The sequence below is a fragment of the Burkholderia sp. EMB26 genome (assembly GCF_024730645.1).
Classification (GTDB): domain Bacteria; phylum Pseudomonadota; class Gammaproteobacteria; order Burkholderiales; family Burkholderiaceae; genus Burkholderia; species Burkholderia cenocepacia.
The window spans coordinates 2,466,761-2,492,937 of sequence record NZ_CP078070.1 but is presented as its reverse complement, the minus strand read 5'-3'; the positions used below and the strand labels follow the sequence as shown (position 1 = coordinate 2,492,937).

The 26,177-nt window shown below is 68.4% G+C and carries 25 protein-coding genes; 14 read left to right on the top strand and 11 right to left on the bottom strand.

Going from position 1 to position 26,177, the window contains the following annotated elements; translation table 11 throughout:
- The first annotated feature begins 9 nt into the window (after positions 1–9).
- From KU887_RS11735 to KU887_RS11700, 8 genes are all read left to right on the top strand, one after another.
- Entirely contained in the window at positions 10–273 is a 264-nt protein-coding gene (locus KU887_RS11735) for a PAAR domain-containing protein (RefSeq protein WP_027784933.1), read from the top strand.
- 46 nt (positions 274–319) lie between these two features.
- Positions 320–1,657, top strand: coding sequence for a virulence factor (locus KU887_RS11730; RefSeq protein ID WP_258255571.1), 1,338 nt, complete (start codon positions 320–322; stop codon positions 1,655–1,657).
- 345 nt (positions 1,658–2,002) lie between these two features.
- Positions 2,003–3,100 (top strand): toxic anion resistance protein, encoded by a 1,098-nt coding sequence (locus KU887_RS11725; protein ID WP_059721190.1) that lies wholly within the window; start codon positions 2,003–2,005, stop codon positions 3,098–3,100.
- Between the two features lie 20 nt (positions 3,101–3,120).
- Positions 3,121–3,861, top strand: coding sequence for a VWA domain-containing protein (locus KU887_RS11720; RefSeq protein ID WP_006482762.1), 741 nt, complete (start codon positions 3,121–3,123; stop codon positions 3,859–3,861).
- Positions 3,862–3,904: 43 nt separating this feature from the next.
- A complete protein-coding gene (locus tag KU887_RS11715) occupies positions 3,905–4,921 on the top strand; it encodes a DUF475 domain-containing protein (RefSeq protein ID WP_006482747.1) in 1,017 nt (338 codons plus the stop codon).
- A 99-nt stretch (positions 4,922–5,020) separates the two neighbouring features.
- The gene (locus KU887_RS11710) at positions 5,021–5,677 is read left to right on the top strand and encodes a TerD family protein (RefSeq protein WP_006482759.1); all 657 of its coding nucleotides are present in this window, start codon (positions 5,021–5,023) and stop codon (positions 5,675–5,677) included.
- 51 nt (positions 5,678–5,728) lie between these two features.
- Positions 5,729–6,601 (top strand): hypothetical protein, encoded by an 873-nt coding sequence (locus KU887_RS11705; protein WP_258250071.1) that lies wholly within the window; start codon positions 5,729–5,731, stop codon positions 6,599–6,601.
- Positions 6,602–6,724: 123 nt separating this feature from the next.
- Positions 6,725–7,345, top strand: a complete 621-nt coding sequence (locus KU887_RS11700; RefSeq protein WP_006486065.1) for an HAD family hydrolase — start codon at positions 6,725–6,727, stop codon at positions 7,343–7,345.
- A 29-nt stretch (positions 7,346–7,374) separates the two neighbouring features.
- On the opposite strand, the gene KU887_RS11695 is transcribed toward KU887_RS11700, so the two are convergent.
- Complete coding sequence (locus KU887_RS11695; RefSeq protein ID WP_006486053.1) at positions 7,375–8,484, bottom strand: fatty acid desaturase; 1,110 nt, start codon at positions 8,482–8,484, stop codon at positions 7,375–7,377.
- Between the two features lie 224 nt (positions 8,485–8,708).
- Here KU887_RS11695 and KU887_RS11690 point away from each other — a divergent pair, with 224 nt between their 5' ends.
- Positions 8,709–9,746 (top strand): AraC family transcriptional regulator, encoded by a 1,038-nt coding sequence (locus tag KU887_RS11690; protein ID WP_006486061.1) that lies wholly within the window; start codon positions 8,709–8,711, stop codon positions 9,744–9,746.
- Positions 9,747–9,812: 66 nt separating this feature from the next.
- Here KU887_RS11690 and KU887_RS11685 read toward each other — a convergent pair whose 3' ends face one another.
- The 5 genes from KU887_RS11685 to cysD all read right to left on the bottom strand — a co-directional run bounded on the left by KU887_RS11685 (position 9,813) and on the right by cysD (position 16,534).
- Complete coding sequence (locus KU887_RS11685) at positions 9,813–10,859, bottom strand: beta-propeller fold lactonase family protein (RefSeq protein WP_006497781.1); 1,047 nt, start codon at positions 10,857–10,859, stop codon at positions 9,813–9,815.
- The gene (locus KU887_RS11680) at positions 10,846–12,213 is read right to left on the bottom strand and encodes an MFS transporter (protein ID WP_258250070.1); all 1,368 of its coding nucleotides are present in this window, start codon (positions 12,211–12,213) and stop codon (positions 10,846–10,848) included. The genes KU887_RS11685 and KU887_RS11680 overlap by 14 nt, the downstream gene beginning before the upstream one ends.
- Positions 12,214–12,445: 232 nt before the next feature.
- On the bottom strand, positions 12,446–13,633 hold the full coding sequence (locus KU887_RS11675) for a helix-turn-helix transcriptional regulator (RefSeq protein WP_006486068.1): 1,188 nt from the start codon (positions 13,631–13,633) through the stop codon (positions 12,446–12,448).
- Positions 13,634–13,739: 106 nt separating this feature from the next.
- The gene (gene cysN, locus KU887_RS11670; RefSeq protein WP_060211732.1) at positions 13,740–15,638 is read right to left on the bottom strand and encodes a sulfate adenylyltransferase subunit CysN; all 1,899 of its coding nucleotides are present in this window, start codon (positions 15,636–15,638) and stop codon (positions 13,740–13,742) included.
- Positions 15,638–16,534 carry a sulfate adenylyltransferase subunit CysD gene (gene cysD, locus KU887_RS11665; RefSeq protein WP_006497783.1) on the bottom strand — a complete coding sequence of 299 codons (897 nt, stop codon included), beginning with the start codon at positions 16,532–16,534 and terminating at the stop codon, positions 15,638–15,640. The genes cysN and cysD overlap by 1 nt, the downstream gene beginning before the upstream one ends.
- A gap of 214 nt (positions 16,535–16,748) precedes the next feature.
- On the opposite strand from cysD, the gene KU887_RS11660 reads away from it, so the two are divergent.
- From KU887_RS11660 to KU887_RS11645, 4 genes are read left to right on the top strand one after another with little or no spacing between them, the layout of a single operon-like run.
- Complete coding sequence (locus KU887_RS11660) at positions 16,749–17,858, top strand: DUF1214 domain-containing protein (RefSeq protein WP_006486054.1); 1,110 nt, start codon at positions 16,749–16,751, stop codon at positions 17,856–17,858.
- A complete protein-coding gene (locus KU887_RS11655; protein ID WP_006486067.1) occupies positions 17,855–19,048 on the top strand; it encodes a sulfotransferase in 1,194 nt (397 codons plus the stop codon). The genes KU887_RS11660 and KU887_RS11655 overlap by 4 nt, the downstream gene beginning before the upstream one ends.
- Positions 19,049–19,089: 41 nt before the next feature.
- Complete coding sequence (locus KU887_RS11650; RefSeq protein WP_006486063.1) at positions 19,090–19,881, top strand: SDR family oxidoreductase; 792 nt, start codon at positions 19,090–19,092, stop codon at positions 19,879–19,881.
- 17 nt (positions 19,882–19,898) lie between these two features.
- On the top strand, positions 19,899–20,879 hold the full coding sequence (locus KU887_RS11645; RefSeq protein WP_006486066.1) for a hypothetical protein: 981 nt from the start codon (positions 19,899–19,901) through the stop codon (positions 20,877–20,879).
- 74 nt (positions 20,880–20,953) lie between these two features.
- On the opposite strand, the gene KU887_RS11640 is transcribed toward KU887_RS11645, so the two are convergent.
- Both KU887_RS11640 and KU887_RS11635 read right to left on the bottom strand, forming a co-directional pair.
- Positions 20,954–21,406 (bottom strand): nuclear transport factor 2 family protein, encoded by a 453-nt coding sequence (locus tag KU887_RS11640; protein ID WP_006497786.1) that lies wholly within the window; start codon positions 21,404–21,406, stop codon positions 20,954–20,956.
- A 13-nt stretch (positions 21,407–21,419) separates the two neighbouring features.
- On the bottom strand, positions 21,420–21,899 hold the full coding sequence (locus KU887_RS11635) for an SRPBCC domain-containing protein (RefSeq protein ID WP_006486060.1): 480 nt from the start codon (positions 21,897–21,899) through the stop codon (positions 21,420–21,422).
- 326 nt (positions 21,900–22,225) lie between these two features.
- Between KU887_RS11635 and KU887_RS11630 the strand changes: the two genes are divergently transcribed.
- Positions 22,226–23,704, top strand: a complete 1,479-nt coding sequence (locus KU887_RS11630; protein WP_258250069.1) for a deoxyribodipyrimidine photo-lyase — start codon at positions 22,226–22,228, stop codon at positions 23,702–23,704.
- 22 nt (positions 23,705–23,726) lie between these two features.
- Here the strand turns inward: KU887_RS11630 and KU887_RS11625 are convergent, their stop codons facing one another.
- From KU887_RS11625 to KU887_RS11615, 3 genes are all read right to left on the bottom strand, one after another.
- Positions 23,727–23,849, bottom strand: a complete 123-nt coding sequence (locus tag KU887_RS11625; RefSeq protein WP_256858033.1) for a hypothetical protein — start codon at positions 23,847–23,849, stop codon at positions 23,727–23,729.
- Positions 23,840–25,072 (bottom strand): MFS transporter, encoded by a 1,233-nt coding sequence (locus KU887_RS11620; protein ID WP_249212162.1) that lies wholly within the window; start codon positions 25,070–25,072, stop codon positions 23,840–23,842. The genes KU887_RS11625 and KU887_RS11620 overlap by 10 nt, the downstream gene beginning before the upstream one ends.
- A 159-nt stretch (positions 25,073–25,231) precedes the next feature.
- Positions 25,232–26,173: a LysR substrate-binding domain-containing protein gene (locus KU887_RS11615; RefSeq protein WP_258250068.1), complete on the bottom strand. Its 942-nt coding sequence runs from the start codon at positions 26,171–26,173 to the stop codon at positions 25,232–25,234.
- Positions 26,174–26,177: the final 4 nt, after the last annotated feature.

Sequence of the window (26,177 nt, the reverse complement as noted above, 5' to 3'; positions counted from 1 at the left end):
GGAACACGCATGCGCGGAATCATTCGAGTCGGCGACGCAACGAGCCACGGCGGTCAGGTCGTGACCGGCAGCGCGGTCAGCGAAGTGATGGGGCGGCCGGTCGCCCGGCTCGGCGATACGTGCGTCTGTCCGATCGCGGGCCATCAGGCCTGCTTTATCGCCGAAGGCGATCCGCAGGTCATTGTCGACGGGAAACCGGCTGCATTCGATGGACACAAGACGTCGTGCGGTGCGACGCTGATTTCGAGTCTGGCGTCGTCCGGGCGGGAATGAATTGCCGGACCGGCGCGCGGGGTTGGCCGGTTCGATCGGGGTATTCATGCACTGCTTCACTCTTGCCAGACGTATCGGGTGCGTCTCGATCGTGATGGCGACACTCTTGTCGAGCCCGCCATTGCGGGCTGAGATGCGCGCCGCATCGACGCAATCCGTCGAAGGTGCGTCTGCCGCGCCGTTTGTTGCCCAAGTTGTCGGACTTGAATGGCTCAATCCGCTGCAGCGTCGTGACTATCCGACCGAGTGGCAATTGTTGTGGACGCTCGGGTTGGTGAAGCCAAACGCCAACGACGACATGGTGCGCACAAACCCCAAAAAATACTCGACCTTGCAGGCGGTTTCCATCGTCGCGGATGGTAACTGGGGAGGCGAGACGTTTTCCGGGTTCTATGAAAAGTACGTCGACAAACTTCTGGTCCTCTTTCGTGTGCGATATTTCACGAACGAGGATTACTTCTATACCGTCAGCGCGAGGTCACGGCGGAAATGGAGAGAACTGGCTGGCATGCGAGTCGAGTTGGCTATTCCCGGTGACAGGCTGAACCCTGAACTGGCAGCGTCATATTTGCAGGATCGTGTTGTCAACATCTTCGAAATCGGCAACCCCTCCGCAAGAAATCTATGGATCCGCGACATACCGCCCGACGTGCACGTGACGTCGGGCCACAGCAATGCCGGCTTCACGTCGTTGAACGCCGCGCTGGACTACCTGGCCGCGCATCCCGACAAAAGCGTGTGGGTGATGAACTGGGACGCGCCAAGCTTTCCGCCGCAGGACGAACAGATCAACGAGAACATGGTGGTGTTGTTCCTCGCCGGCCCGGATCTGAAGACCGAGCGCGAACCGCTGGCCTGGATCGGCAAGGCGGCGCAAGGCAGCGTCCAGGATTTCGACGCGAAGCAAGGCGAGGGCCGCGCGGTGCCGGCATGGAAGTCGACGATCGACGCAGCCGCAGCCAATGCGGGCGTCGCGGTCTCGTCGCTGAACTACGTTATCCACGATGCGGGCAAGGGCAGCGCGGCCGCGTCGTCAAGGGCCGCGTCCCTGTCGCAAGGGCTCGCCGAAGCCGTGCCGGAAAGCGATCTTCGCGGCGAAACCTTCAACACGTCGGCACTGCTCGGTGACATGGGGGCCGGCGCGGCGCTGACCGATGTGGCGCTCGCGATCGGCCGCGCAAATCATCTCGGCGGCAACGTGCTTGTGGCGGGCACGACGGGCACCGAACATCCGACGGCCGTGGTGGTGGTCGCACCGTCGAAGCTGACGCCGATCGATCCCGGCAAGGACTGGTTCCGCGCACGCGGGGAGAACAACGCGTACTTGCCGTGGTGGGGCCGCCGCCACGACGCGCGCCCGGCGTCGCAAGGCTACTCGGACTAGGGCGCGACGCCCCCGTTAAGCAATCTGTAACAATCAGCGGAATAGCGACAGGTCAATTCTTTCAAAATACTTTCCATTTCTCTCCGTCGGCGTGTGCGGAGAATTCCGGATTCATGCTCCATCAACGCATATGTCCTTACATTGCCGGAAGCAGTATCGAGATGGCCGTCGTATATATTACAAAGCGTATGTAAATTGAAAGACTTGCCTGGCTTGACGCGCCGCACCGTCGCCATTTATTGTCCGTCTGCCGCCCGTGAGAGAGCACGGCGGCAATCGCGGAAGCGCGCGTTGCGCGCACGACAACACACGTAGCAAAAAGCAGAAAAGGAACGTGGTAGCCACATGAAGCCGCTATTCGACGACAACAAATCCGATGCGGTCAGCGATCGTCCTTCCATGCCGTCCTTGTCGCCCGTCGCCGTGCCAGCCGCCGTCGCCAACGTCGTCGTGCCGGCAGCGCAGCCGACGGAACACGCGCGCCTGATCACCGTCGACGAGATCGACCAGCTCGGCGCGACGCAGGGCACGCGGATCGCCGCCTTCTCCCAGCAGATTCTCGCAAGCGTCCGGGCGTCGGACGCCGACCAGTTCGGCGACAAGCTCAACGAGCTGATCGCGACCGCGAAGGGGCTCGACCCGCGCGGCGCCGACAAGGGCGGGCTGCTCACGCAGGTCACGCGGCTGTTCCGCTCGACCAAGGAGAAGCTGCTGTCGCAATACGAGTCGGTGAGCAAGCGGATGGATACGCTCGTCGTCGAGCTCGAAAACCATGCGCAGCGCCAGAAGGCCGGCATCGACGAGCTCGAGCGGATGTACAACGACAACTACGCGCTGCACCAGGAGCTCGCGCAGTCGAAGGCGCACGGCGAAACGGCGCTCGCGGCGCTGCGCGCGCATCTCGCGGCCGGCCAGCAGCCGGCGGACGATGCGTTCGCCGCGCAGCGCCTGCTCGACGTGAAGCGCAAGGTCGACGCGCTCGAAAGCAAGCTCGACGACCTCGACCGCGCGATGCTGATGTCGAAGCAGCTCGCGCCGCAGATCCGGATGGAGCAGGATCAGAAACGCACGCTGACGTCGAAGTTCATGACGATCAAGACCGTGCTGATTCCCGCGTGGACCAATGCGTTCGCGCTCTACCTTGAGCAGCTCAGCACCAAGCGCGCGGCGGCGCTCGCGAACGCGACGTACGACGCCGCCGACGAGGCGATCCGCGCGCAGGCCGACCTGAATCGCCAGAACGCGCAGGAAGTCGCGAAGCTCGGCCAGCGCCCGGTGATCTCGACCGACACGTTCGAATACGCGCAGCAGCAGCTGTTCGGCGCGTTCGACGACATCACGCAGATCATTGCCGACGGCCGCCGCCAGCGCGAGCAGGACGCGCCGCGCCTGCGCCAGCTCGAACAGGACTTGATCACCCGATTCGCTCCGAAGCACAACTAAGAGAACTGAGAGAACACCGCATGATTACGCTTGAGAAACGCGCGGCGAAGGTCGCGATCGTCCTCGAAAAACGTCAGATCCTGAAGCCGCCGGTCGTGCGCGTCGGCGCGGCGCTCGACATCTCGGGCTCCGCGAAGCCGCTATACCAGTCGGGCGTGATCCAGGAGACGCACGACCGGATTCTCGGCATTGCACTGAAGTTCGACGACAACGGCGAAGTCGACACGTGGACCTTCACCGAAGGCTACGACCGGCTGCCGACCGCGACACCGGACAACTACGGCTCGTACATTTCCGATCATGTGCTCAACGCGCGGATCGACAAGTGGGGCGGCACGCAGTACGCGCCGGTGATGAACGACATCGTCGATTTCTTCTTCCGCGCGCCGGAGCCGAAGCGCGAAGAAAAGCGCGGCTTCCTGAGCCGGCTGTTCGGCGGTGCGGACGACCCGTCCGCGCCGGCCGCCTCCGCGCCCGTGAACGGCCATCTGCCCGCATGGGTGCTGTTCGTCACCGACGGCCAGAACCCGAAGAACGACCGCAAGCGCGTGCGCCAGTTGCTGACCGAATCGCAACATTTCCCGCTGTACTGGTCGCTCGTCGGCGTCGGCGATCCGAGCGAATTCGACTTCCTCGCGGAAGTCGCGGACGAAATGCCGAACGTCGGCTTCCTGCATCTCGAATCGCTCGACCTCAGCGACGAACAGATCTACGAACAGCTGATCACGCAGGAATTCTGCGACTGGGTGCGCGCGAAGTAAGCGCGGCCCGCCTGCCCATTTTTCTGAACTCGATTACCCCATCATGTTGAAAGACTTCAAGATCCCGTTGTCGCTCACGGCGCTCGCGCTGATCGCGGCCTATCTCCTCGGCGGCGTGAAGGACATGCTGATCGTCGCGGTCCTGTGCGTGCTCGAAATTTCGCTGTCGCTCGACAACGCGGTCGTCAACGCGTCGGTGCTGAAGAACTGGTCGGAGAAGTGGCGCAACCGCTTCATGGTGTTCGGCCTGCCGGTCGCGGTGTTCGGCATGCGGCTCGTGTTTCCGCTGCTGATCGTCGCGGTGATCGGCCATATCGGTCTGTGGGACGCGCTGACGCTCGCGATCGAATCGCCGGACAAGTACGCGGCGGTGCTGACGTCCGCGCATCACGAGGTATCGGCGTTCGGCGGCGCGTTCCTGCTGATGGTGTTCTTCAAGTTCATGCTCGACACCGAGAAGGACGAGCACTGGATCGGCTTCCTCGAAGGCCCGATGCGCCATCTCGGCCGCATCACCGCACTGGAAGTGGCGCTGACGCTCGCGATCGTGATCGTCGCGTCGTTCTACGTGCCGGCGACCGAGCAGGTCAGCTTTCTGCTCGCGGGCGCGTTCGGCGTGATCGGCTTCGTGATCGCGCACGGCGTGGGCGACCTGGTCGGCGGCGAGGACACGGGCACGCGCGTGGTGCGCGAAGGCGTCGCGGGGTTCATGTATCTGGAAGTGCTCGATTCGTCGTTCAGCTTCGACGGCGTGATCGGCGCGTTCGCGCTGTCGAACAACATTTTCCTGATCGCGCTCGGTCTCGGCGTCGGCGCGGCCTACATCCGGGAGATGACGCTCGTGCTGCTGAAGAAGGGCACGCTCGCGCAGTACCGCTTTCTCGAGCACGGCGCGTTCTGGGCGATCGGCGCGCTCGCGACGATCATGTTCCTGGGCGTGAAGTTCGAGGTGCCGGAGGTCGTCACGGGCCTGATCGGCGCGGCGATGATCGCCGCGGCCGTGTGGTCGTCGATCGTCGTGCAGCGCAAGGAAGACCGCGCGGCGGTGGCGGGCAAGTAAGCGCGCGTCACGCGGCGCGAACACCATCAACGAAGGGGCCGCCGTGTGCGGCCCGGCATCGCCGCCGGCGCTACGGCGGTTCCAGCAGAAGAGGTTCAGATGATCAATTTGTCGAAAGGCGGTCGCGTCAACCTGTCGAAGGAAGCGCCCGGCACGCAGAAATTCCGCATCGGTCTCGGTTGGGACGCGAACGCGACGGACACCGGCACGGATTTCGATCTCGACGTGTCGGTGTTCCTGTGCAAGTACGACGCGCAGAGCAATCCGAAGCTGATCTCGGATCAGCATTTCGTGTTCTACAACAGCGAAGTGCGCACGATGGAGCGCAAGGAAACCTTCATCCAGCCCGGCGACGACTTCCCGAAGCGCGGGATGCCTTCGTCGAAGTGCCTGGGCGTCGTGCATAGCGGCGACAACCGCACGGGCAGCGGCGACGGCGACGATGAAGTGATCTTCATCGACATGACGAAGCTTGCGGCCGACGTCGAGGAAATCTCGGTGGTCGTGACGATCGACCAGGCCGAAGCGCGCCGGCAGAATTTCGGGCAGGTTCGCAACAGCTACATCCAGATCGCCGACGAGGTGTCGGGCGCGGTGATCGCGAAGTACGCGCTCGAGGAAGACTTCTCGATGGAGACGTCGGTGCAGGTCGGCAGCTTCTATCGCCGCGACGGCCACTTCATGTTCAAGGCGGTCGGCGCGGGCTACAACCGTGGCCTCGGCGATTTCGTCCGCGCGTACGGCGGCGCGGTCTGACTGGCGGCAGCCCGGCGCGCGGAGCACCGCGGCGCCGGGCAGGAAGCAGCGATGACGAATCCGTCCGACGAGCCGAAGCGGCTCGAGTTCGATACGACGCCCGAGCGCACGCCCGGGCGTCTTGCGTTCGACGCGCCGGCCGCGCCCGGTGCGCCGGTCGCGCGTGCGCCGGCGCGGCCCGCCCCGCAGGCGCTCGAGTTCGGGCCGGCGCCCGCGTCCGATCACGCCGTGCGTGCGGCGCCCGCCGACGCAATCGGCCGTGCGCTGTTCGGCGCATCGAACCATCCGCAGCTCGAAGCGTGCTTCCGCGCCGCGCAGGCCAGCTTTCCGAATCTCTATCCCGACTACGCGCCGCGCATCGAGCGGCATATCCGGCAACTGGTGCCGCTGAAGCTCGCGACGGTTGCGACGATCGGCGACGGCGCGCTGGAGGCGGCCGGCAACCTCGTCGAAGCGGTCGCGGCGACGACGCGCGAATTCAACGAACTCGGCGCGGCCGACATGATGGCCGGGATGCTCGCGCAAGCGACGCGCAAGGCCGGCATGTTCGAACGCTGGTTCGGGGCGGCGTCCGGCCATGTCGACTATCGCGCGGTGCTCGGTGCGCTCAAGCAGTCGCTCGGCTTTTTCCCGCGCCGTACCGAGGAACTCGCCGCCAAGATCCGCCATGCGGAGGAAAACCTCGTGGTCGTGCTCGCGGCGCTGAGCGCGGTGTCGGACGTCGTGCGCGCGCCGGACGATGCGGGCGTCGAGCGCACGCTGTTCGACCGCCGCAACATCGTCGGACAGGCCGTCCAGCAGATCCGGATGCAGCCGGCGCAACTGCGCGGGCTCGACGAGCGCGTGACCGACCTGCTGTCGCGTGCCGATCACCTGATGAACGTCGTGCTGCCGGCGGCGCTGGCCGCGCGGCCGTCGCGCTGAGCGAACGATGCGACCGCACGCGCTGCGGCGCGCGCAGTCGCGTGTCGGGCGCGACGGTTTCGCGCGGGCGGCCGCGAGTCTGCTATCTTCCCGGGCATCTCATCGCTTTCCCGCCGATTCTCCATGACCGACCGCATCGTCGCCGCCTTCGATTTCGACGGCACCATCACGACCACCGACAGCTTTCGCCATTTCGTCCGCCAGGCGGTCGGCACGCCGCGTTTCGCGTGGGCGGGGCTGCGCGCGCTGCCGTGGATCGTCGCGATGAAGGCCGGGCTGCTGTCGCGCGGCGACGCGAAGGCGAAGTTCGCGTCGTTCGCGTTCGGGCCGATCCGCGAGGACGTGCTCGATGCGCAGGCGCGCCGGTTCGTCGATAGCTATCTGCCGAACCTCGTGCGTCCGGAAATGCTCGAGCGTGTCCGCGAGCATCGGGCGCGCGGGCATGAAGTCGTGCTGGTCAGCGCGTCGCCGTCGCTGTATCTGGAGAAGTGGGCGAAGACGGCCGGCTTCGACGCCGTGCTCGCGACGCGGCTCGCGTTCGAGCGCGGCGTCTTCGCCGGCCGGCTCGACGGCGAGAACTGCTGGGGGCCGCAGAAGGTCGTGCGGCTGCGCGGATGGTGGGGCAACCGGCCGCCGAAGCAGTTGTTCGCGTACGGCGACAGCCGCGGCGACAAGGAAATGGCCGAACTCGCGAACTGGTCGTGGATCCGCGGGCAGGGGCCGATGCCGCCGATCGGCGAGTGACGAGGCGCTGATGCCGCGCGCCGCCGGCGTTACGCGTCGGCCTGCGCGTGGTGCGTGCCGCGAGACGGGCGATAGCCGCCCCAGCGATTCGCACGGGCGAACGTGCCGACGTCGTTGAAGCGCACGCCGACTTCGCGCAGCGCCGCGTGCGCGGTGCGGGCGGTCAGTTGCCGGATGTAGAACGGATCGCGCACCACGAAGTGATGGATCGCGTGCGTGCTGCCGAAATTGAAGCAGAACAGCTGGAACGGCAGCATCCACCACGGGTTCAGCACTTGCGTCTGCTGGATCACGTTGCGCGAGTCGATGTCGCCGAAATAGTGCATGTTCGAGCTGACGAAGTTGATGCAGAAGCTGCGCACGAAGTTCGGCCCGAGCCACACCACCGCCAGGAAATCGACGACGCTCATCGCGCGTTCGACGACGGCCGGCACCGTCACCGCGTAACCGAACGCATGCAGCGCGAACAGGCCGACGTGATAGACGATGAACGCGTGCCACAGCGTGTAGTACAGGTGACCGACCGGCATGTACGACGACACCTGCTCGATGCGCAACTGCAGGCGCTCGGACGGATCCTGCACCGGCTGCGCGGCCACGTACTGCTTCACCTTGCGGCGCATCGCGGCCGGCCGCAGCACGACGGCGAGCATGCCGTCCGCGATCATCAGCAGGCGCTTCACGCCCCAGCGCTCGCCGTTGGTGATGCCGAATTCCTCGAGATCCGATTCGCCGCCCGACACCTTGTGGTGATGCAGGTGCATGCGCCGGCGCGTCCACGGGTTGATCGTGCCGGGCCGCGTGAGCCAGCACAGCGCCATCATCAGGTGATAGGCCCACGGCGTCTTCTTGAAGTACATCAGGTGGATCAGGTCGTGCTCGAGCTCGTGGATCAGCGACGTGACGAACGCGGCGAGCGGCAGCGCGACGTACCACGCGATCGCGCCGCGCGCATACAGCCACGCGATCGCGAGCATCGCGCTCACCGACACGGCCATCACGGTCGCGCCGACGAGGTTCTGGTTGTCGAGCAGCGGAAAGCGTGCGCGGATCGCGTCGCTCGCGGCGTTCACTTCGCGGCGGACGTACGCGACCTTGTCGGCGTCGTGGCGAAAGGCGGTTCGTGCGGGTTGGCTCATCGACCGGAATCCATGCGGAAAGAGTGGGGCGCAATGCCGATGTGACAAGCATAGGCGCGTGCCGGCGCGCATGCGAGGGCCGTCGGTGCCAATGGCGGTGTCATTTCGGGCCACGTTGGCCGGCGCTCCGGTGGCCGATGCCGTCGCGTGGCTAGAGTGCCTCCGCGGTGTCATTGCGGGCCAGCGACGCTACAATCCGCCGAAACCGCTCCGGAGTTAGCCGCATGGCCCTGTCCGTTCCGGATGCCGCGCGCCAGTTGAACAAGGCGACGGTGTCGTCCGCGTATGCGCTGTTCATGCTGATGCTGGCCGAGGAGCGCGGCATCGACGGCGGTCGCATTCTCGCCGGCTCGGGCGTCGAGCGCGACCGGCTCGCGCAGCCCGATGCGCGCATCACGCCGCTGCAGCAGGCGGCGATCGTGTTCAACCTGCTCGACGCGACCGACGATCCGTCGATCGCGATCGAGATCGGCCTGCGCAGCAGCCTCACGAAAGCGGGACTGATCGGCTTCGGGCTGATGAGCTGCGCGACGCTCGGCGAGGCGATCGCGCTCGGCATCCGCTACCTGCCGACGCGCGTGCCGTTTTTCTCGGTGCGGCTCGCGCAACTCGACGGCATCGTCGACATCGACGTGCTCGAAGCGTTTCCGCTCGGCCGGCTGCGCCAGTTCGCGGTGGAAAACTTTCTGGTCGAAACCGCGATCCTGTTCAATTCGCTGCTGTATCCGACGCCGGGCCGCACGCTCCAGTCGCGTGCCGAACTCCATTTCGAATGGCCCGAGCCGCCGTGGTTCGAGCGTTATCGCGCGCGGCTGCCGCGCTGCCATTTCGATGCGAGCGCGAACCGCATCCGCTGCGACGCCGCGCTGCTCGACGAGCCGATCGGCACCGCGAACGCGCAGACCGCGCAGATGATCGTCCAGCAGTGCGAGGCTGAACTCGCGCGGCTCGGCTATGCGGAGAGCATCGTCGAGCGCGTGCGCAACCTGCTGATCTGCGGCGAAGGCGGCTATCCGTCGGTCGACGACGTCGCGCGCGAGCTGCATGTGTCGGCGCGCACGCTCAAGCGCAAGCTCGCCGAATACGGCGCGACCTATTCGGCGCTGCTCGACGAGATCCGGCTGCGCGACGCGCTGCGGCTGCTCGAAGGCACGCGGCTGCCGGTCGACGAGATCGCGGCGCGCGTCGGCTATACCGATCGCGCCAATTTCACGCGCGCATTCAAGCGCTGGACGGGCGTCGCGCCGAGCGAGCGGCGCTGAACGCCGCACCCGCATCGGCGTGCAGGTTCCCGTACGGGCGCCGTTTCTTCTTCAGACCGCCAGACTTCAGACGATCGCGACCCAGTTCGCGCCGCGGCCGCCCGGCACGCGCGCGTGCAGCGACAGCGTGCCGTCGTCCGGCGCGATCGCATACACCGCGACGTGTTCGGACTGCTCGCCGCAGGCGATCAGCCAGTGTCCCGACGGATCGATCGCGAACCCGCGCGGCTGCGCTTCGGTGGCCGTCGCGTGCGCGGGGGCGAACGACCCGTCGTCGTTGCGGCGATAGCCGAGCAACCGGCTCGACGTGCGTTCGCTGACGTACGCGAAGCGCTCGTCGGGCGTCAGGTGCAGGTCCGCGGCCCACACGGACGGCTCGACAGGAGCGGGCGGGCGCGCATGGCCTTGCGCGAGCGCGGCGACGGCCGGATGACGCGCGCTCACGTGTGCGTTGCCGAGCCGGCCGGTGGCGGTGTCGCGGGCGAAGGTGGCGAGCGTGGCCTGGAATTCGCTGACGACGACGAGCGTGCGGCCGTCGTCAGCGAATCGCAGGTGACGCGGACCGAAGCCGGCCGGCACGCGCGTTTCGCCGTGTTCGACCGCGCGCAACCCGGCGGCGCCCTCGACGAGCGCGAAGCCGAACACGCGGTCCGAGCCGAGCGAGCTGACGTACGCGAAGCGGTTGTCCGGCGACACGATCACCGCGTGCGCGTTCGCGATGCCGCCCGCGACCTGCAGCGGCGTACCGTCGCCGTCGCGCACGCGCGCGGCGTCGTAAAGGCTCAGCGAATGGCCGCCGTACGACGCACCGAGCAGCCAGCGGCCGCCGCGGTCGAGCGACAGGTACGCATGACTCGCGTCGATCGCGGTCGTGCCGATGCGCGCGAGCGCGCCCGTGGCCGCGACGCGGAACGCGACGATCGTCGGCTGTTCGCCGCGGGTCGCGACGTAGAGCCGCGTGCGGTCGGCCTGCACGGCGATCGGCATCGCGACGTCGGCGGCGGGATAGCGGGCGAGCGGCGCGAGCGTGCCGTCGCCTGCGAGGGAGAACGTGGCGAGGTCGCCGTCGACGGCATTCGAGACGACGACGGTCAGGCGGTCAGTGTTCGGCATGGCGGAGCATCGGAGCGTGCGTGAAGGATTCGTCGGCCGGCTGGCCGCGCGGCGGCTCGCTGCGCCGGTGCGTGCGCGCGAACAGCGCGGCGACCGCGGCGACGAGCGAAGCGATCGCGAGCGCATACAGCCCGCCCGTGATCGAACCCGTATGTTGCTTCAGATAGCCGAAGGCCGTCGGCGCGACGAAGCCGCCGAGGTTGCCGACCGAGTTGATCAGCGCAATCACGGCGGCGGCCACGCGCGTGTCGAGATAGCCCTGCGGGATCGGCCAGAACAGCGACGCCGCGGCTTTGAAACCGAGCGCGGCGAAGCAGATCGACGCGAACGACCACACCGGACTGGGCGACGTCGACGCGAACAGCCCGCACGCGGCGAGCACGAGCGAGAACGCGAGCCAGCGCTGCGGATGCTTCCACTTCGACGACAGCACCGCGAAGCCGTACATCGCGCCGATCGCGATCATCCACGGAATCGTGTTGTACAGGCCGACCTGGAAATCGGTGAGGCCGCCCATCCTGCGGATGATGGTCGGCAGCCAGAACGTGGCCGCGTAGATCGTCAGCTGGATCGCGAAATACAGGAAGCAGAACAGCATGATCTGCGGATCGCGCAGCAGCGCGGTGGCGCGCACCGGCACGTTCGAGTGGACGTCGCGCGTCGCACGTTCCGCGTCGAGCGCGTGCTGGAGCGCCGTGCGTTCCTCGGCCGTGAGCCACGTCGCGTCGCGGATATGCGATTTCAGCAGCAGCCAGCTCGCGCCGCACAGCGCGACCGAGAACAGCCCTTCGATCAGGAACATCCATTGCCAGCCCTGCAGGCCGAAGCCGCGGATCGACAGCAGCGCGCCGGTCACGGGCCCGGACAGCACCGACGCGAACGCGGAGCCGCCGAGGAAGATCGCCATCGCCTTGCCGCGTTCCTGCGGCGGCAGCCATTGCGACAGGTACAGCACGACGCCGGGGAAGAAGCCGGCCTCGGCCGCGCCGAGCAGGAAGCGCAGCGTGTAGAACGACGTGTCGTTCCACACGAACGCCATCGCGGCCGCGACGATGCCCCACGTCGCCATGATCCGTGCCAGCCAGACGCGCGCGCCGTAGCGCTGCATCAGCAGGTTCGACGGCACTTCGAACAGCGCATAGCCGACGAAGAACAGCCCGGCGCCGAGCCCGTACGCGGCCGCGCCGATGCCGATCGACGCTTCGAGATGGCGATCGACGAAGCCGACGTTCACGCGGTCGATGTAGTTCGCGATGAACATGATCAGCACGAGCGGCAGCACGTGCCACTTCACTTTCGAGACGGCCGACGCGAGCGGGTCGCGGCCGGGCAGGGCGGACGAGGGCGGGTTCAAGGGTGTCTCCGGTCGGGCGGCGGACGGGGCGGCAGCCCGCGTCGGCGTCTGGTTGGCGGTCGATGTAGTATGTCGTCGTATGACATGGTACGCCGGAGCATCGACGATGACGTCGCGGGTTTACCCGGAAATTTCCTAAAATTTGGCGAATGCCGGTGATCGACGCGTCATTCGACAACGTCTGATGACGTATGACGTGAAATGAGATCGTGCCGAGTGCCGGCACGGCGCGCTACGCCATCGACACCACGCTGTTGAGCAGCGTCTTCACGAGCACGGCCTGCCGCGTCGCACCCGTTTTCGCGAAAATGCCGCGCAGGTGCGCGCGGGCAGTGTTCTTCGTGATGCCGGTCGCGGCCGCCGCTTCGTCGAGCGTCAGCCCGTCGACCAGCAGCAGCGCGATTTCGGTTTCCATCGGCGTGAGCCGGAACAGCCGGTGCAGCATGTCGCGTGATGTCTGCGGCGACGCGGCCGGATCGCGGACGAACACCGCGACGGCCGGCCGATGCTGGCGGTCCTCGGCGCCGCGATAGGGCGCGAGCGGGCGCAGCAGCACGCTCAACGGCATCGCGCCGCCGGGACGCGACAGCGTGGTGGCCTCGATGCGCGTGAGCGCCCCGGCGCGGAAATGCTCGAGCGCGGCCTGCAGCGCCTTCTGCAGCCGGCGCTCGTCGAGCGGGCACGACGCGTGAAGCCGCTCCTGCCGCACGCACAGCCCGTCCTGCTGGTCGATCAGCCGTTCGGCGATGCGGTTGCGCTTGATCACGCGGCCGTCCTCGTCGACGATCGCGGTGCCGACGTCGAGCCGGTCGACGGTGCCCGCATACAGCGCGCGTTCGGCATCGAGGACGTCGAGCGCCGCGTGCAGCTCGACCGCGCGTTGCAGGTGCGGCAGCAGCGTCGCGACCTGCGCGCGCTCGGTCGCGTCGAAATCGCGGCCGCCGTGCGGGCGGCTCACGAAGAACGCGCACTCGACGCCGCGTTCGCCGCGCAGGTTCGCGCCGAGGATGTAGCGCAGGTCGAGCGGCTGCAGGTATTGCCGGTAGAAATCGTGCGCGCGCCACGCGGCGTCGCCGAACAGGCGGTCGGCCGTGAACACCTGGCCGGGCGGGTGGTCGAGAAACGGGCACAGCGCATAGAACTGCTCGCTGTACGACGGTTCGCCGGGCAGCAGCGGGCCGTGTGCGGACGCGTTGATGATCAGCCCGTGTCGCGCGCCGCCCGGATTGCGCAGCACGAGCGTCGTGAAGCTCGCATCGAGTCGCACGCGAACCGCTTCGAGAAAGCCGGCCCACGGCGTGGTTTCAGACGGACCCTGATAGACGAGCCCGAGCCATGCGCTGAGCTCGCGCGCGCTCCATGCCGCGTCGTCGAAACCATCGTGCGCGGCCGTGTCGCCGGGCGCCAGCGCGATCCGCATGCTCGTGTTCTCCTGGTCCGGATGAAGGATTCCGAACCAGCATAGCGGCCCGCCTGCCGCGCGCGTCATCCGAACGGAGTAGGCGACGCGGGCAGGCGGGCGCCGCTTACGCCGCGCGTTCGCGCAGCAGGTACGTGACGATGCGATCCGCCGCGACCTCCGGCGACTCGGTCACCGTGTCGACACGCAACTCCGGCTGCACGGGCGGCTCGTACGGCGAATCGATGCCGGTGAAGTGCTTCAGCTCGCCGCGCCGCGCCTTCTTGTACAAGCCCTTCGGATCGCGCTCCTCCGCGACCGCGAGCGGCGTGTCGACGAACACTTCGACGAATTCGTCCGGGCCCGCCAGCGCGCGCGCCATGTCGCGCTCGGCGCGGAACGGCGAGATGAACGACACGAGCGTGATGAGCCCCGCGTCGAGCATCAGCCGCGCGACTTCGGCGACGCGCCGGATGTTCTCCACGCGGTCGGCCTCGGTGAAGCCGAGATCGCGGTTGAGGCCGTGCCGCACGTTGTCGCCGTCGAGCAGGTACGTATGCTTGCCGAGCGCGTGCAGCCGTTGCTCGACGAGGTTCGCGATCGTCGACTTGCCGGCGCCCGACAGCCCCGTCAGCCACACGATGCGCGGCGTCTGCGCCTTCTGCCGCGCGCGCGCGTCGCGATCGACGTCGACGGCCTGCCAGTGCACGTTGTGCGCGCGGCGCAGCGCGAAGTGCAGCATCCCGGCGCCGACCGTGTCGTTGCTGAAGCGGTCGATCACGATGAAGCCGCCCGTATGACGGTTCCGGTCGTACGGATCGAACGCGACGGGCCGGTCGAAGCTCAGGTTGCACACGCCGATCTCGTTCAGCGCGAGCGTGCGCGCGGCGAGATGCTCGCGCGTGTTCACGTCGATCTTGTACTTCGGCGTCGCGCAGGTCGCGCCGACCGTCTGCGTGCCGAGCTTCACGAGATACGGGCGGCCGGGCAGCAGCGGCTCGTCGTGCATCCACACGAGCGTCGCCTCGAACTGGTCGGCGACTTCCGGCGGCGCGTCCGCACGCGCGATCAGGTCGCCGCGGCTGATGTCGATTTCGTCGGCGAGCGTGAGCGTCACCGCTTCGCCGGCGCGGGCGATGCCGGCTTCGCCGGCCGGCGTGATCACCGACGCGACGCGGCTTTCCCTGCCGGACGGCAGCACGCGCACGCGTTCGCCGACGCGAATCTCGCCCGACGCGATGCTGCCCGCGTAGCCGCGGAAATTCAGGTGCGGACGGTTGACCCATTGCACCGGCAGCCGGAACGGTTCGTCGTGCGTCACGCGCGCGGCGAGCGGCAGGCGGTCGAGATGCTGCATCAGCGGCGGGCCCGCGTACCACGGCATCCGTGCGCTCGGCGCGATCACGTTGTCGCCGCGCAGCGCGGACATCGGAATGCTGACGATCTCGGCGAACCCGAGCTCGGCCGCGAACGCGCGGTAGTCCGCATCGATACGCTCGAACACGGCCCGGTCGTAGTCGACGAGGTCCATCTTGTTGATCGCGAGCACGACGCGCTTGATGCCGATCAGCGCGACGAGATGGCTGTGACGACGCGTCTGCGTGAGCACGCCCTTGCGCGCGTCGATCAGGATCACCGCGAGATCGGCGGTCGACGCGCCGGTGATCATGTTGCGCGTGTACTGTTCGTGGCCGGGCGTATCGGCGACGATGAACTTGCGCCGCGCGGTCGCGAAGAAGCGGTACGCGACGTCGATCGTGATGCCTTGCTCGCGTTCGGCCGACAGGCCGTCGACGAGCAGCGCGAAGTCGAGTTCGCCGCCCTGCGTGCCGACCTTCTTCGAATCGGCTTCGAGCTGCGTGAGCTGGTCGTCGAACAGCATGTTCGATTCGTAGAGCAGGCGGCCGATCAGCGTGCTCTTGCCGTCGTCGACGCTGCCGCAGGTGATGAAACGCAGCAGGTCCTTCGTTCGCGTCTCGTCGGCGTGGATAGGGGGCGCCTCGGGCGCGGCGAGTACGTGTGCCATCAGAAATATCCCTCCTGTTTCTTCTTTTCCATCGAACCGGCCGAATCGCTGTCGATCAGCCGTCCCTGGCGTTCGGACGTCCGCGTGTCGCGCATCTCCCGCAGGATGTCGTCGAGCGTCGTCGCGTCGCTGTCGATCGCGCCGGTGAGCGGATAGCAGCCGAGCGTGCGAAAGCGCACGTTGCGCATCCGCGGCACTTCGCCGTCACGCAGCGGCAGGCGTTCGTCGTCGACCATGATCAGCGCGCCGTCGCGTTCGACGACGGGCCGTTCCTTCGCGAAGTAGAGCGGCACGATCGGGATGTCGTGAAGCCGGATGTACTGCCAGATATCGAGCTCGGTCCAGTTCGAGATCGGGAACACGCGCAGGCTTTCGCCCTTGCGCTTGCGCGCGTTGTACAGCGACCAGAGCTCGGGGCGCTGGCGCTTCGGGTCCCAGCGGTGCTGGTCCGAACGCAGCGACACGATGCGCTCCTTCGCGCGCGATTTCTCCTCGTCGCGGCGTGCGCCGCCGAACGCGGCGTCGAAACCGTAGTGATCGAGCGCCTGCTTGAGCCCTTGCGTCTTCCACACGTCGGTGTGCACGGCCGAGCCGTGCGTGAACGGATTGATGCCGTTCGCGATGCCGTCGGGGTTGACGTGCACGCGCAGGTCGAGGCCGAGGCGCGCGGCCGTCTCGTCGCGAAACGCGATCATCTCGCGGAATTTCCACGTCGTATCGACGTGCAGTAGCGGAAAGGGCGGCTTCGCCGGGTAGAACGCCTTCATCGCGAGATGCAGCATGACCGAGCTGTCCTTGCCGATCGAATACAGCATCACCGGGTTCTCGCTCTCGGCCACGACCTCGCGCATGATGTGGATGCTTTCGGCCTCCAGCCGCTCCAGGTGGGTCAACATCGTTCGTCTCCTTGTTTCATGCCGGCGCCGCGCGACATGTGCGGCGTTGCGGGCATGGCGCCAACGGTATCGAGCGGGCGGCATGCCGCTCTTCGTCCGGGTGGACTAAACCGGCACGCGGCCGTGGAGCGGATCTTTCCTTAGTCCACCCGGACGAAGTGGCGCGCGGCGGCGCCGCTTAAGGTGAGCGCTCGACCATCGGCGGAGACGACACATGACGGATGACACACGCGCCACGCAATTGCTTTCGGGCCAGACCTGGGCCGATTTCTGCGACACCCTGAAACGCAGCGGAGAACAGATCCTGCGCACCGACGCGCCGGACGATCCGCTCACGCGTGCGGAAGGCTTCCGCTACCTGAGCCGACTGATGCGCATCGCGCTGGAAATGCACGTCGAGTTCGCGGACGGCGCGTGGCCGGGCTTCTTCTCGCCGTCCCACGAGACCGCGAAGATCGGCGCCGACAACCCCGACAACCTGTACCAGTACGCGCGCGTCGACGGCCGCTGCGAATACCGCGTGACGGGACGGCGCGGCACGGTCGCATACCTGAGCTTCGGCACACAGAAGGGCGGCTACGAGACCGACGGCAAGATGCTGCAGACAGGCTTTCTCGACGCGAAGCAGCTCGAGATCGCGCCGGACGGCAGCGTCGAGATCGTGTTGAGCGCGACACCGCGCGCGGGCAACTGGGTGCGGATGGAGCCGGACACCAACGCGCTGCTGGTGCGCCAGACCTTCCTCGACCGGCGCACGGAGACGCCCGCGCAACTGAAGATCGAACGCATCGATGCGCAGGCGCGCCCCGCGCCGCTCGATCCGCTGGCGCTGCAGGGCGGCCTGATGCGCGCCGCGCAGTTCGTCGAGCAGACGTCGAAGCTGTTCGCGGACTGGGCCGCGAGCTATCGCCCGCACGTGAACGCGCTGCCGCCCGCCGACCAGGCGCTGTGCCAGTCGGTCGGCGGCGATCCGAACATCTACTACTACCACTCGTGCTGGTCGCTCGCCGCCGACGAGGCGCTCGTGATCGACGTCGATACCGTGCCGGACTGCGATTTCTGGAACGTGCAGCTCAACAACTACTGGATGGAGTCGCTCGACTATCGGCACTTCGACATCTGCGTGAACAAGCACAGCGCTCGGCCCAATGCGGACGGCGGGGTGACGGTGATCGTCGCGGCCACGCGGCCGGGCAGCGCGAACTGGCTCGATACCGCCGGGCATCGCACCGGCACGATCTGCTGGCGCTGGGTGGGCGCCGCGCAACCGGTGCATCCGCGCACGCGCGTCGTGAAGCTCGCCGCGCTGAAGGAGGCCGCATGAACGCGCCGCTCGACCAGGCTCGCACGCTACTCGCCCCCGACGGCTTGATGGCCGAGGCCGTGTCGCGCACGGGCGGGCTCACCGCGTTCGGCGACGGGCCGTATCGCGACGCGCTCGACGTGATGTGCGCGTCGCTGATCGACGAAGCGGCGCTGTCCGCGCGCGGCGCGGCGATGATGCGCGAAAAGCTCGTCGGCCAGCTCGTGAACCGGCTCGTCGTCGAGGATTACTTCCGGCGCCATCCGGAGATCGCGGACATTGCAATCGACGATCCGCTCGTGATCGTCGGCCTGCCGCGTACGGGCACGACGCTGCTGCAGCGGCTACTGGCCGTCGACCCGCGCTTTCATTCGGCCGCGTGGTGGGAAACGCGCTACCCGGCGCCGCTTGCCGGCGAGACGCTCGACGCGCCGGCCGTGCGCATCGCGCGCGCGCAGGCCGAGGTCGCGACGATGATCGACTGCATCCCGCAGATCCTGACGATCCATCCGCTCGACGCGATGCTCGCCGACGAGGAATTCATGCTGATGGAGCATTCGTTCGTGTGCGCGATGGATTCGTACGCGAACGTGCCGCGCTATACGGCCTGGCTCGCGCGGCAGGATCTCACGCCGGTCTACACGTACCTGAAACGGATGCTGCAGTTCCTGCAGTGGCAGAAGGCGCGGCGCGGCGTCGCGCCGGCCGAGCGCTGGCTGCTGAAAACGCCGCAGCACCTGCATGCGCTTGACGTGCTGTGCCGCGTGTTTCCGCGTGCGCAGGTCGTGCTCACGCACCGCGATCCGGCGCAGACGATTCCGTCGATGGCGAGCATGGCGCACACGCTGTGGCAACTGTACGCGGACGATCCCGATCCGCTCGCCGTCGGCGCGCAGTGGAACGCAGGGATGGCGCGCGCGATCGGTGCGGCGATGGCGGCGCGCGATGCGCTGCCGGCCCACCGGTTTCTCGACGTGCGGTTCGAGGACACCGTGTCGAATCCGCTGGGGGTGGCGCACGCCGTGTATGCGTTCGCCGGCATGTCGGTCGATGCGCGGCAGCGTGCGGCGATGGCCGACTGGATCGCGCGCAACGGCCGCGACAAGCGCGCCGCGCACGACTATTCGATCGCCCGCTTCGGCTTCACCGACGCGCAGCTCGCGCACGACTTCGCCGCGTATCGCGCGCGGCACCTGCAGGCCGCCGTCTGACGGCCGCGTACGCAAGACGAACGACAACCAGGAGACAACCCATGTTGCTGAAGGACAAGATCGTCGTGATTTCCGGAATCGGGCCGGGACTCGGCGTGAAGCTCGCGGTCGAAGCCGCGCGCGAGGGCGCACGCGGCGTGGTGGTCGCGGCGCGCACGATGGAAAAGCTCGACGACGCCGACGCACGAATCCGTGCACTCGATGTCGATTGCGCGGTGCTGAAGGTGCAGACCGACATCACCGATCGGGCACAATGCCGGCAGCTCGCGACGCGGGCCGTCGAGCGCTTCGGCCGGATCGACGCGCTCGTGAACAGCGCGTTCGTGCATGGGACGTTTCCGGAGCCGGTGGAGCAAGCCGACCTCGACGGCTGGCGCGCGGTGTTCGAAACCAACGTGTTCGGTACGATGGCGCTCACGCAGGAAGTCGTGCCGCACATGAAACGGCAGCAGCGCGGCGCGATCGTGATGATCAACACGCAGGCGACCCGCAAGCCGTTTGCAGGGGAGGGCGGCTACGCTGTATCGAAGGGCGCGCTCGCGGTTGCGGCAAAATACCTGGCGCGCGAACTCGGCGTGCACGGCATTCGCGCGAACAGCATCCACATGGGCTGGATGTGGGGCGTGCCGACGCAGACCTATTTCCGGCAGGCGGCCGCCGACTACGGGATGACGGAGGCGCAGATCGTTGCGCCGATCGCGTCGAACATCGCGCTCGCGAAGCTGCCGACCGACGACGATTGCGCGCGTGCGGCGCTGTTCCTCGCGTCCGACTACGCGAACGCGGTGACGGGCGCGACGCTCGACGCGAACGGCGGCGATTTCATGCCTTGACGATGGAGCCACGGATCATGCAGGACAACCAGTACGCGCGGCACGTCTTCGCGTTCAACGGCGACGCGGACGGCCTGTGCGCGCTTCAGCAACTGCGGCTCGCGGAACGCGTGCACGGCACGCTCGTGACCGGCGTGAAGCGCGACATCAGGCTGCTCGAGCGCATCGACGCGCGCGTGGGCGACCTCGTCACCGTGCTCGACGTATCGCACGACCAGAACCGCGACGCGTGCGCGCGATTGCTGCGTGACGGCGCGACGGTCCGTTATTTCGACCATCACTTCGCGGGCGCGCTGCCCGACGATCCGCGCTTCGACGCGCATATCGACACGGCAGCCGACGTCTGCACGAGCGCGATCGTGAATCGCTATCTTGGCGGCCGGTACGTGCGCTGGGCGATCGTCGCGGCGTTCGGCGACGAACTGCCGGCGCTCGGCGACGCGCTCGCGCGCGAGCATGGGGTCGACGAAGCCGAGCGTTGCGTGCTGGCCGAGCTCGGGCTCTACCTGAACTACAACGCGTACGGCGAGTGCGTCGGCGATCTGCATTTCGATCCGGCGGCGCTCGCGGACGCGATGCTGCCGTGCACCGATCCGCTCGAGTTCGTGCGCGAGACGGCCGTGTTCGCCGCGTTGCGCGACGGCTACCGCGACGACATGGCGCGCGCGTGCGCACTCGCGCCGCTGCGCGAGGTGCCGGGCGCGACGCTGGTCCGGATGCCCGACCACCCGTGGGCGCGGCGCGCGACCGGCATGCTCGCGAACGAGCGGATGCGCAATGCGCCGCATGCGGCGCTCGCGGTGCTGTCGCCGCGCGCGGACGGCGGGTTGGTCGTCAGCGTGCGCGTGCCCGACGGCCGGCCGATCGGCGCGGACGAGTTCTGCCGCGGTTTCGCGACGGGCGGCGGGCGCAAGCGCGCGGGCGGCATCAACCATCTGCCGGAAGCCGAGTTCGACGCATTCGCCGAGCGTTTCGAGGCCGCGTTCCGGCTCGACTGACGCCGCGATCGAAGCAATGCATCAACGCTGCGCGCGTCGCGCAGCCATCGCACGGCGCGCGCAGCATGACCGGATCAGCCGATCGTCCCGGCGAGCGCGGCCGGCACGTTGTGGCCGTAGCAGCGCGCCTCGACGCGCTCGGCGATGCGCGAGCCGTGCGCGGTACGCACGAACCGGTCGACGTACCACAGCCCGAGAAACATCACCTGCGTGCCGCCGTCCGGCAGCGCGACTTCCATCGGATTGAAGCAGATCGTGCGGCCGCGCGCGGTGTCGCCGTCGAGCCGGATCGACAGGTTGCCGACCAGGTGCTGATACCGCGGAAACCGCGGCAGCACGGTGCGCAGCCACGCTTTCACGTCCGGATAGCGACCGGCGATGCCGCCCATCGTGCGATAGTCGATCGCCGCGTCGGGCGTGAATGCCGTGTCGAGCGCATCGAAGTCGCGCGAGTCGATCGCGCTCGAATACGGGACGACCCGCTCGCGGATGTCGTGATGATCGGACAGCGTGTACAGATCGGGCATCGGCCGCTCCCGCTCAGCTGCTTTTGCGCGTGCGTGCCGCATGCAGCGCTTCGGCGCGCCGCTTCACGTCGCGCGCGCACTGATCGAACCCCTGTTTCACCCACGCGCCGTGGTGCTGCATGATCGTGTCCGCGTTGACGCCGAGGAACTGGTCGGTCGTGAAGTAGCGGCAGCGCTCCGCGCCCGTCGCGTCGATGTACTGGTCGCGGCGCGCGGCGTCCTTGTTGTCGTCGGTCGGGCGTTGCTCCCACGACAGCAGGCGTTCGGGCTCGTATGCGACGAGGATTTCGTCGACGGGAATCACGGTCTCCGTGCCCGGAATGCGAATCTGCATGTGCACGAAATCGCCGAGTTTGCCGGTCGTTTCGAAGCCGATGCAGAACGTGTTCCATTCGCCGTAGCGCGGGAAGTCGGTCAGCACTTCCCAGACGACGGCGGCCGGCGCATCGATGTCGACGGTGATCGAGGTGACGAGATTCGAGGGTTTGGTCATGGCGGCGGATCGGATCAGGCTGCGCGCCCGCGTGGCTTCAGGCGGTGCAGCGGTCGGAAGGAATCGCGCCGGTATCGGCCGGCGCGCGCGACGGGTGCGGCGCGGAGCAGGCGGGGCCGGTCGCGGCCGGCGACGTGCGGCGCCGCGCGGCGCACCCGACATCGAGCGTAGGCCGGCGCGCACGGTGAAGAATCGTCGGAACGGACTAGGGCGTTTCACCGGGCGCGGCGGGGCGGCAGGGTTGGCCCGACCGTCGGCGGCGTCGACACCGCGTCGCGCAGCCGCGACAATACGCATCTCTTTTCGCTTTCGTCATCGAGGTGCCTGTGCCCGCCCAGTCGTCCGTTGCTCCCGCGATCGTCTGGTTCCGCGACGATCTGCGCGTGACCGATCAGCCCGCGCTGACGCGTGCGGTCGAATCCGGCCGGCCGCTCGTGTGCGTCTTCGTCGACGACACGGGCGCCGGCGCCGGGCCCGCGCTCGGCGGGGCGGCGCGCTGGTGGCTGCACGGGTCGCTGGCGGGGCTCGACGCCGCGCTCGCGCGGCATGGCGGGCGCCTGCTGCTGTTGCGCGGCGACGCGCAGCGCGAGATCGAGCGACTCGTTCGCGACACGGGCGCGGCGGCCGTGTACTGGAACCGCCGCTATGCGCAGCCGCAGCGCGACGCCGACGCGGCGCTGAAGACGTCGCTCAAGGCGCGCGGCGTGGCGGTCGAGAGCAGCAACGGCAGCCTGCTGAACGAGCCGTGGGAGGTGCTGACGGGCAGCGGCGGCCCGTATCAGGTATTCACCGCGTACTGGCGCGCGGCGCGCCGCGATCGCGCGGTCGCCGCGCCGCTGCCGGCACCCGGGCAGATCGTGTTTCGTTCGTGGCCGAAGGCCGTGCGCGACCGCGCGCTGGCGCTCGACGCGCTCGCGTTGCGTCCGCATGCGCCGGACTGGGCCGGCGGACTGCGCGATGCGTGGCCGGCGCCCGACGAAGCCGGTGCGCATGCACAGCTCGATACGTTTCTCACGACATCGCTCGCCGGCTATGCGGATGCGCGCGACCGTCCCGACCGCCCGGCGACGAGCCGGCTGTCGCCGTTCCTGCGCTTCGGCAACGTGTCGCCGAGGCAGGTGTGGCATGCGGTGCAGGGCGCGGCGAGCGCGGGCGGCGCGGCATACGCGGCCGATGCCGACAAGTTCCTGAGCGAGCTCGGCTGGCGCGAATTCAGCTACACGCTGCTGTATCACTTCCCGACGCTCGCGACCGACAACTTCCGCGCACAATTCGATGCGATGCCGTGGCGCGACGATCCCGCCGCGTTACGTGCGTGGCAGCGCGGCCGGACCGGCTACCCGCTCGTCGATGCGGGCCTGCGCGAGCTGTGGACGACCGGCTGGATGCACAACCGCGTGCGGATGGTCGTCGCGTCGTTCCTGATCAAGCACCTGCTGATCGACTGGCGCGCGGGCGAAGCATGGTTCCGCGATACGCTGGTCGACGCCGATCCCGCGAACAACGCGGCGAGCTGGCAGTGGGTGGCTGGCTGCGGCGCCGATGCCGCGCCGTATTTCCGCATCTTCAATCCGGTCGCGCAGGGGCAGAAGTTCGATCCGGACGGCGCGTACGTACGGCGCTGGGTGCCCGAGCTTGCCGGCCTCGACGATGCGTCGATCCATGCGCCGTGGGAAGCGTCGCCGCTGGCGCTCGAAGCGGCCGGCATCCGGCTCGGCATCGACTATCCGGCGCCGCTCGTCGAACACGCGGCCGCGCGTGCCCGTGCGCTCGACGCGCTGGCCGCGTTGCCGAAGCGCCGCTGACCGTACGCCGCGGTTCGCCGCCTCAATTGCAGAACGCGACGTGCTCGAGCAGCGCGTAGGCGACGCCGGAACCGAAGTAGGCCGCGCCGCACCACGCGACGAACGCGAGCGTGCCGGTGGTCAGCGCCGCGCGGATCAGGCCCATGCCGCGCGGCCCGACGCCGGGCGGGCGACGCGCGCGTCGTCGATCGGCAGATGCAGCAGCGCCGCGAGCACGCCGAGCGCGATCGAGCCGAGCCACAGCGGCAGGTACGAATGCGTCGCGTCGTACACGAGCGCGCCGAGCCACACGCCGAAGAAGCTGCCGAGCTGGTGCCCGAAGAACACGAAGCCGAACAGCGTCGCGATGTAGCGCACGCCGAACACCTGCGAGATCACGCCGTTCGTCAGCGGCACCGTGCCGAGCCATGTGAACCCCATCACGGCCGCGAACACGTAGACGCTCGCGGGCGACAGCGGCACGGCGACGAACGCGGCCATCGCGAGCGCGCGCACGAGATACAGCACCGACAGCACGTACTTGCGCCGCAGCAGCCCGCCGAGATGGCCGCACGCGTAGGTGCCGGCCACGTTGGTCAGCGCGATCAGCGCGAGCGCGACGCTCGCGTGGCGCGCCGGCAGCCCGTGGTCGAGCAGGTACGCGGGCAGGTGCGTCGCGATGAACGCGAGCTGGAAGCCGCACGCGAAGAAGCCCGCATTCAGCAGCCAGAAGCCGCGATGCGCGAACGCCTCGCGCACGGCTTCGCCGATCGACTGGTCGGGGCCGGCGGCGCCGCTGGCCACCTGCGCGGGCCGCTCGCGCAGCAGCACCGCGAGCGGCGCGAGCAGCGCGGCGACGAGCGCCAGCGCGATGAACGCGTGGCGCCAGCCGATGCCGCCGATCAGTGCCTGCGCGACGGGCACCATGCAGAACTGGCCGAGCCCGCCGATCGCGCCGGCGACACCGAGCGCCCAGCCGCGCCGGTCGGGTGGAAACAGGCGGCTCAGCGCGCCGTAGATCGACGCGAACGCCGAGCCCGACAGCGCGATGCCGATCACGAGGCCGGCGCCGACCGTGAACAGGCCGGTCGTGGCCGCGTGCGCCATCGTGACGAGCCCGGCCGCGTACAGCAGCATGCCGGCGACGATCACGCGCACCGAGCCGAAGCGGTCGGCCACCATCCCGGTGAACGGCTGCGCGACGCCCCAGATCAGGTTCTGCAGCGCCAGCGCCAGCCCGAACGCTTCGCGCGACCAGCCGTGGTCGAGCGAGACGGGCGCGAGGAACAGGCCCTGCACGTGACGGATGCCGAGCGCGGCGCCCATGATCAGGCCGCCTGCCAGCACGGGCAGCCAGCGGCGCCGGACTTCCTGCTCGATCGGGGTCATGCGTGTCTCCGGATGAAGGCGCGCGGCGAAACGGCCGCGCTCGATCCGATTAGACGATCGCGGCTGCCGTCGCTCAAGCGATCATTCGGTCAGGTTCGCATGCGCAGCGGGAATGCGAGGGCGCGCTTGCCTGCCCGCACGGGTCTCCGCGCGGCCGGCTCAGGCCGACGTCGTATCGTGCGCGCGCATCGCCGCGTCGCATTCGGCCGCTTCGGCGAGCATCCAGTCGCGCACGTCGGCGACTTCGCGACGCGGGGCCGGATCGTGCTGGAACAGCCAGTAGCCGTACGTTTCCGACAGCGTCTGCGTGTGCGGCCCGAGCACCGCGAGCCGGCCGTCGGCGAGCATCGGCGCGACCAGCGCGAGCCGGCCGAGCGCGATGCCCTGGCCGGCGATCGCGGCCTGGATCACCTGGTCGTACTGGTTGAAGCGCAGCACGCCTTTCGGGCGCGCGTCGTCGAGCCCGGCCGCATGCAGATGCGCGTGCCACTGCAGTTGCGGTTGCGGCGGCCCGTCGAATTCGAGCAGCACGTGATCGGCGATCGCGGCCGCGCTCGTGACCGGCCGCGCGGCGAGCGCGGGGTGCGCGACCGGCACGACGATCTCGTCGAACAGGCGCAGCGCGCCGGCCGGCGCGCGCTCGCACGGGCAGTAGCGGATGCCGAGGTCGATGCCTTCGGCGCGCAAATCGAGTACCTTGTCGTTCGCGGCGACGCGCAGGTCGATCCCGGGCAACCGCGCCTGCAGTCGCCCGAGCCGCGGCAGCAGCCACAGCGCGGTGACGCCGATGCTGGCGGTGATCGTCACGGGCTGACGCTCGCGCGCGGCGGCGAGCGACGCGACGGTGTCCTGCAGGCCGTGCAGCGCGGCATCGGCGACGCGGAACAGTCGCTCGCCTTCCGGCGTGAACGCGATCTTCCGGTAGCCGCGCTGCAGCAGTGCGACGCCGAGATGCGCTTCGAGCGCATGGATCTGACGGCTGACCGCCGACTGCGTGACGCACAGGTCCTGCGCGGCGAGCGTGATGCTCATGCGGCGGCCGACGGCGACGAAACCGCGGACGAGATCGAGCGACGGGAGACGGACGAGTGGCGTTGACATGCGC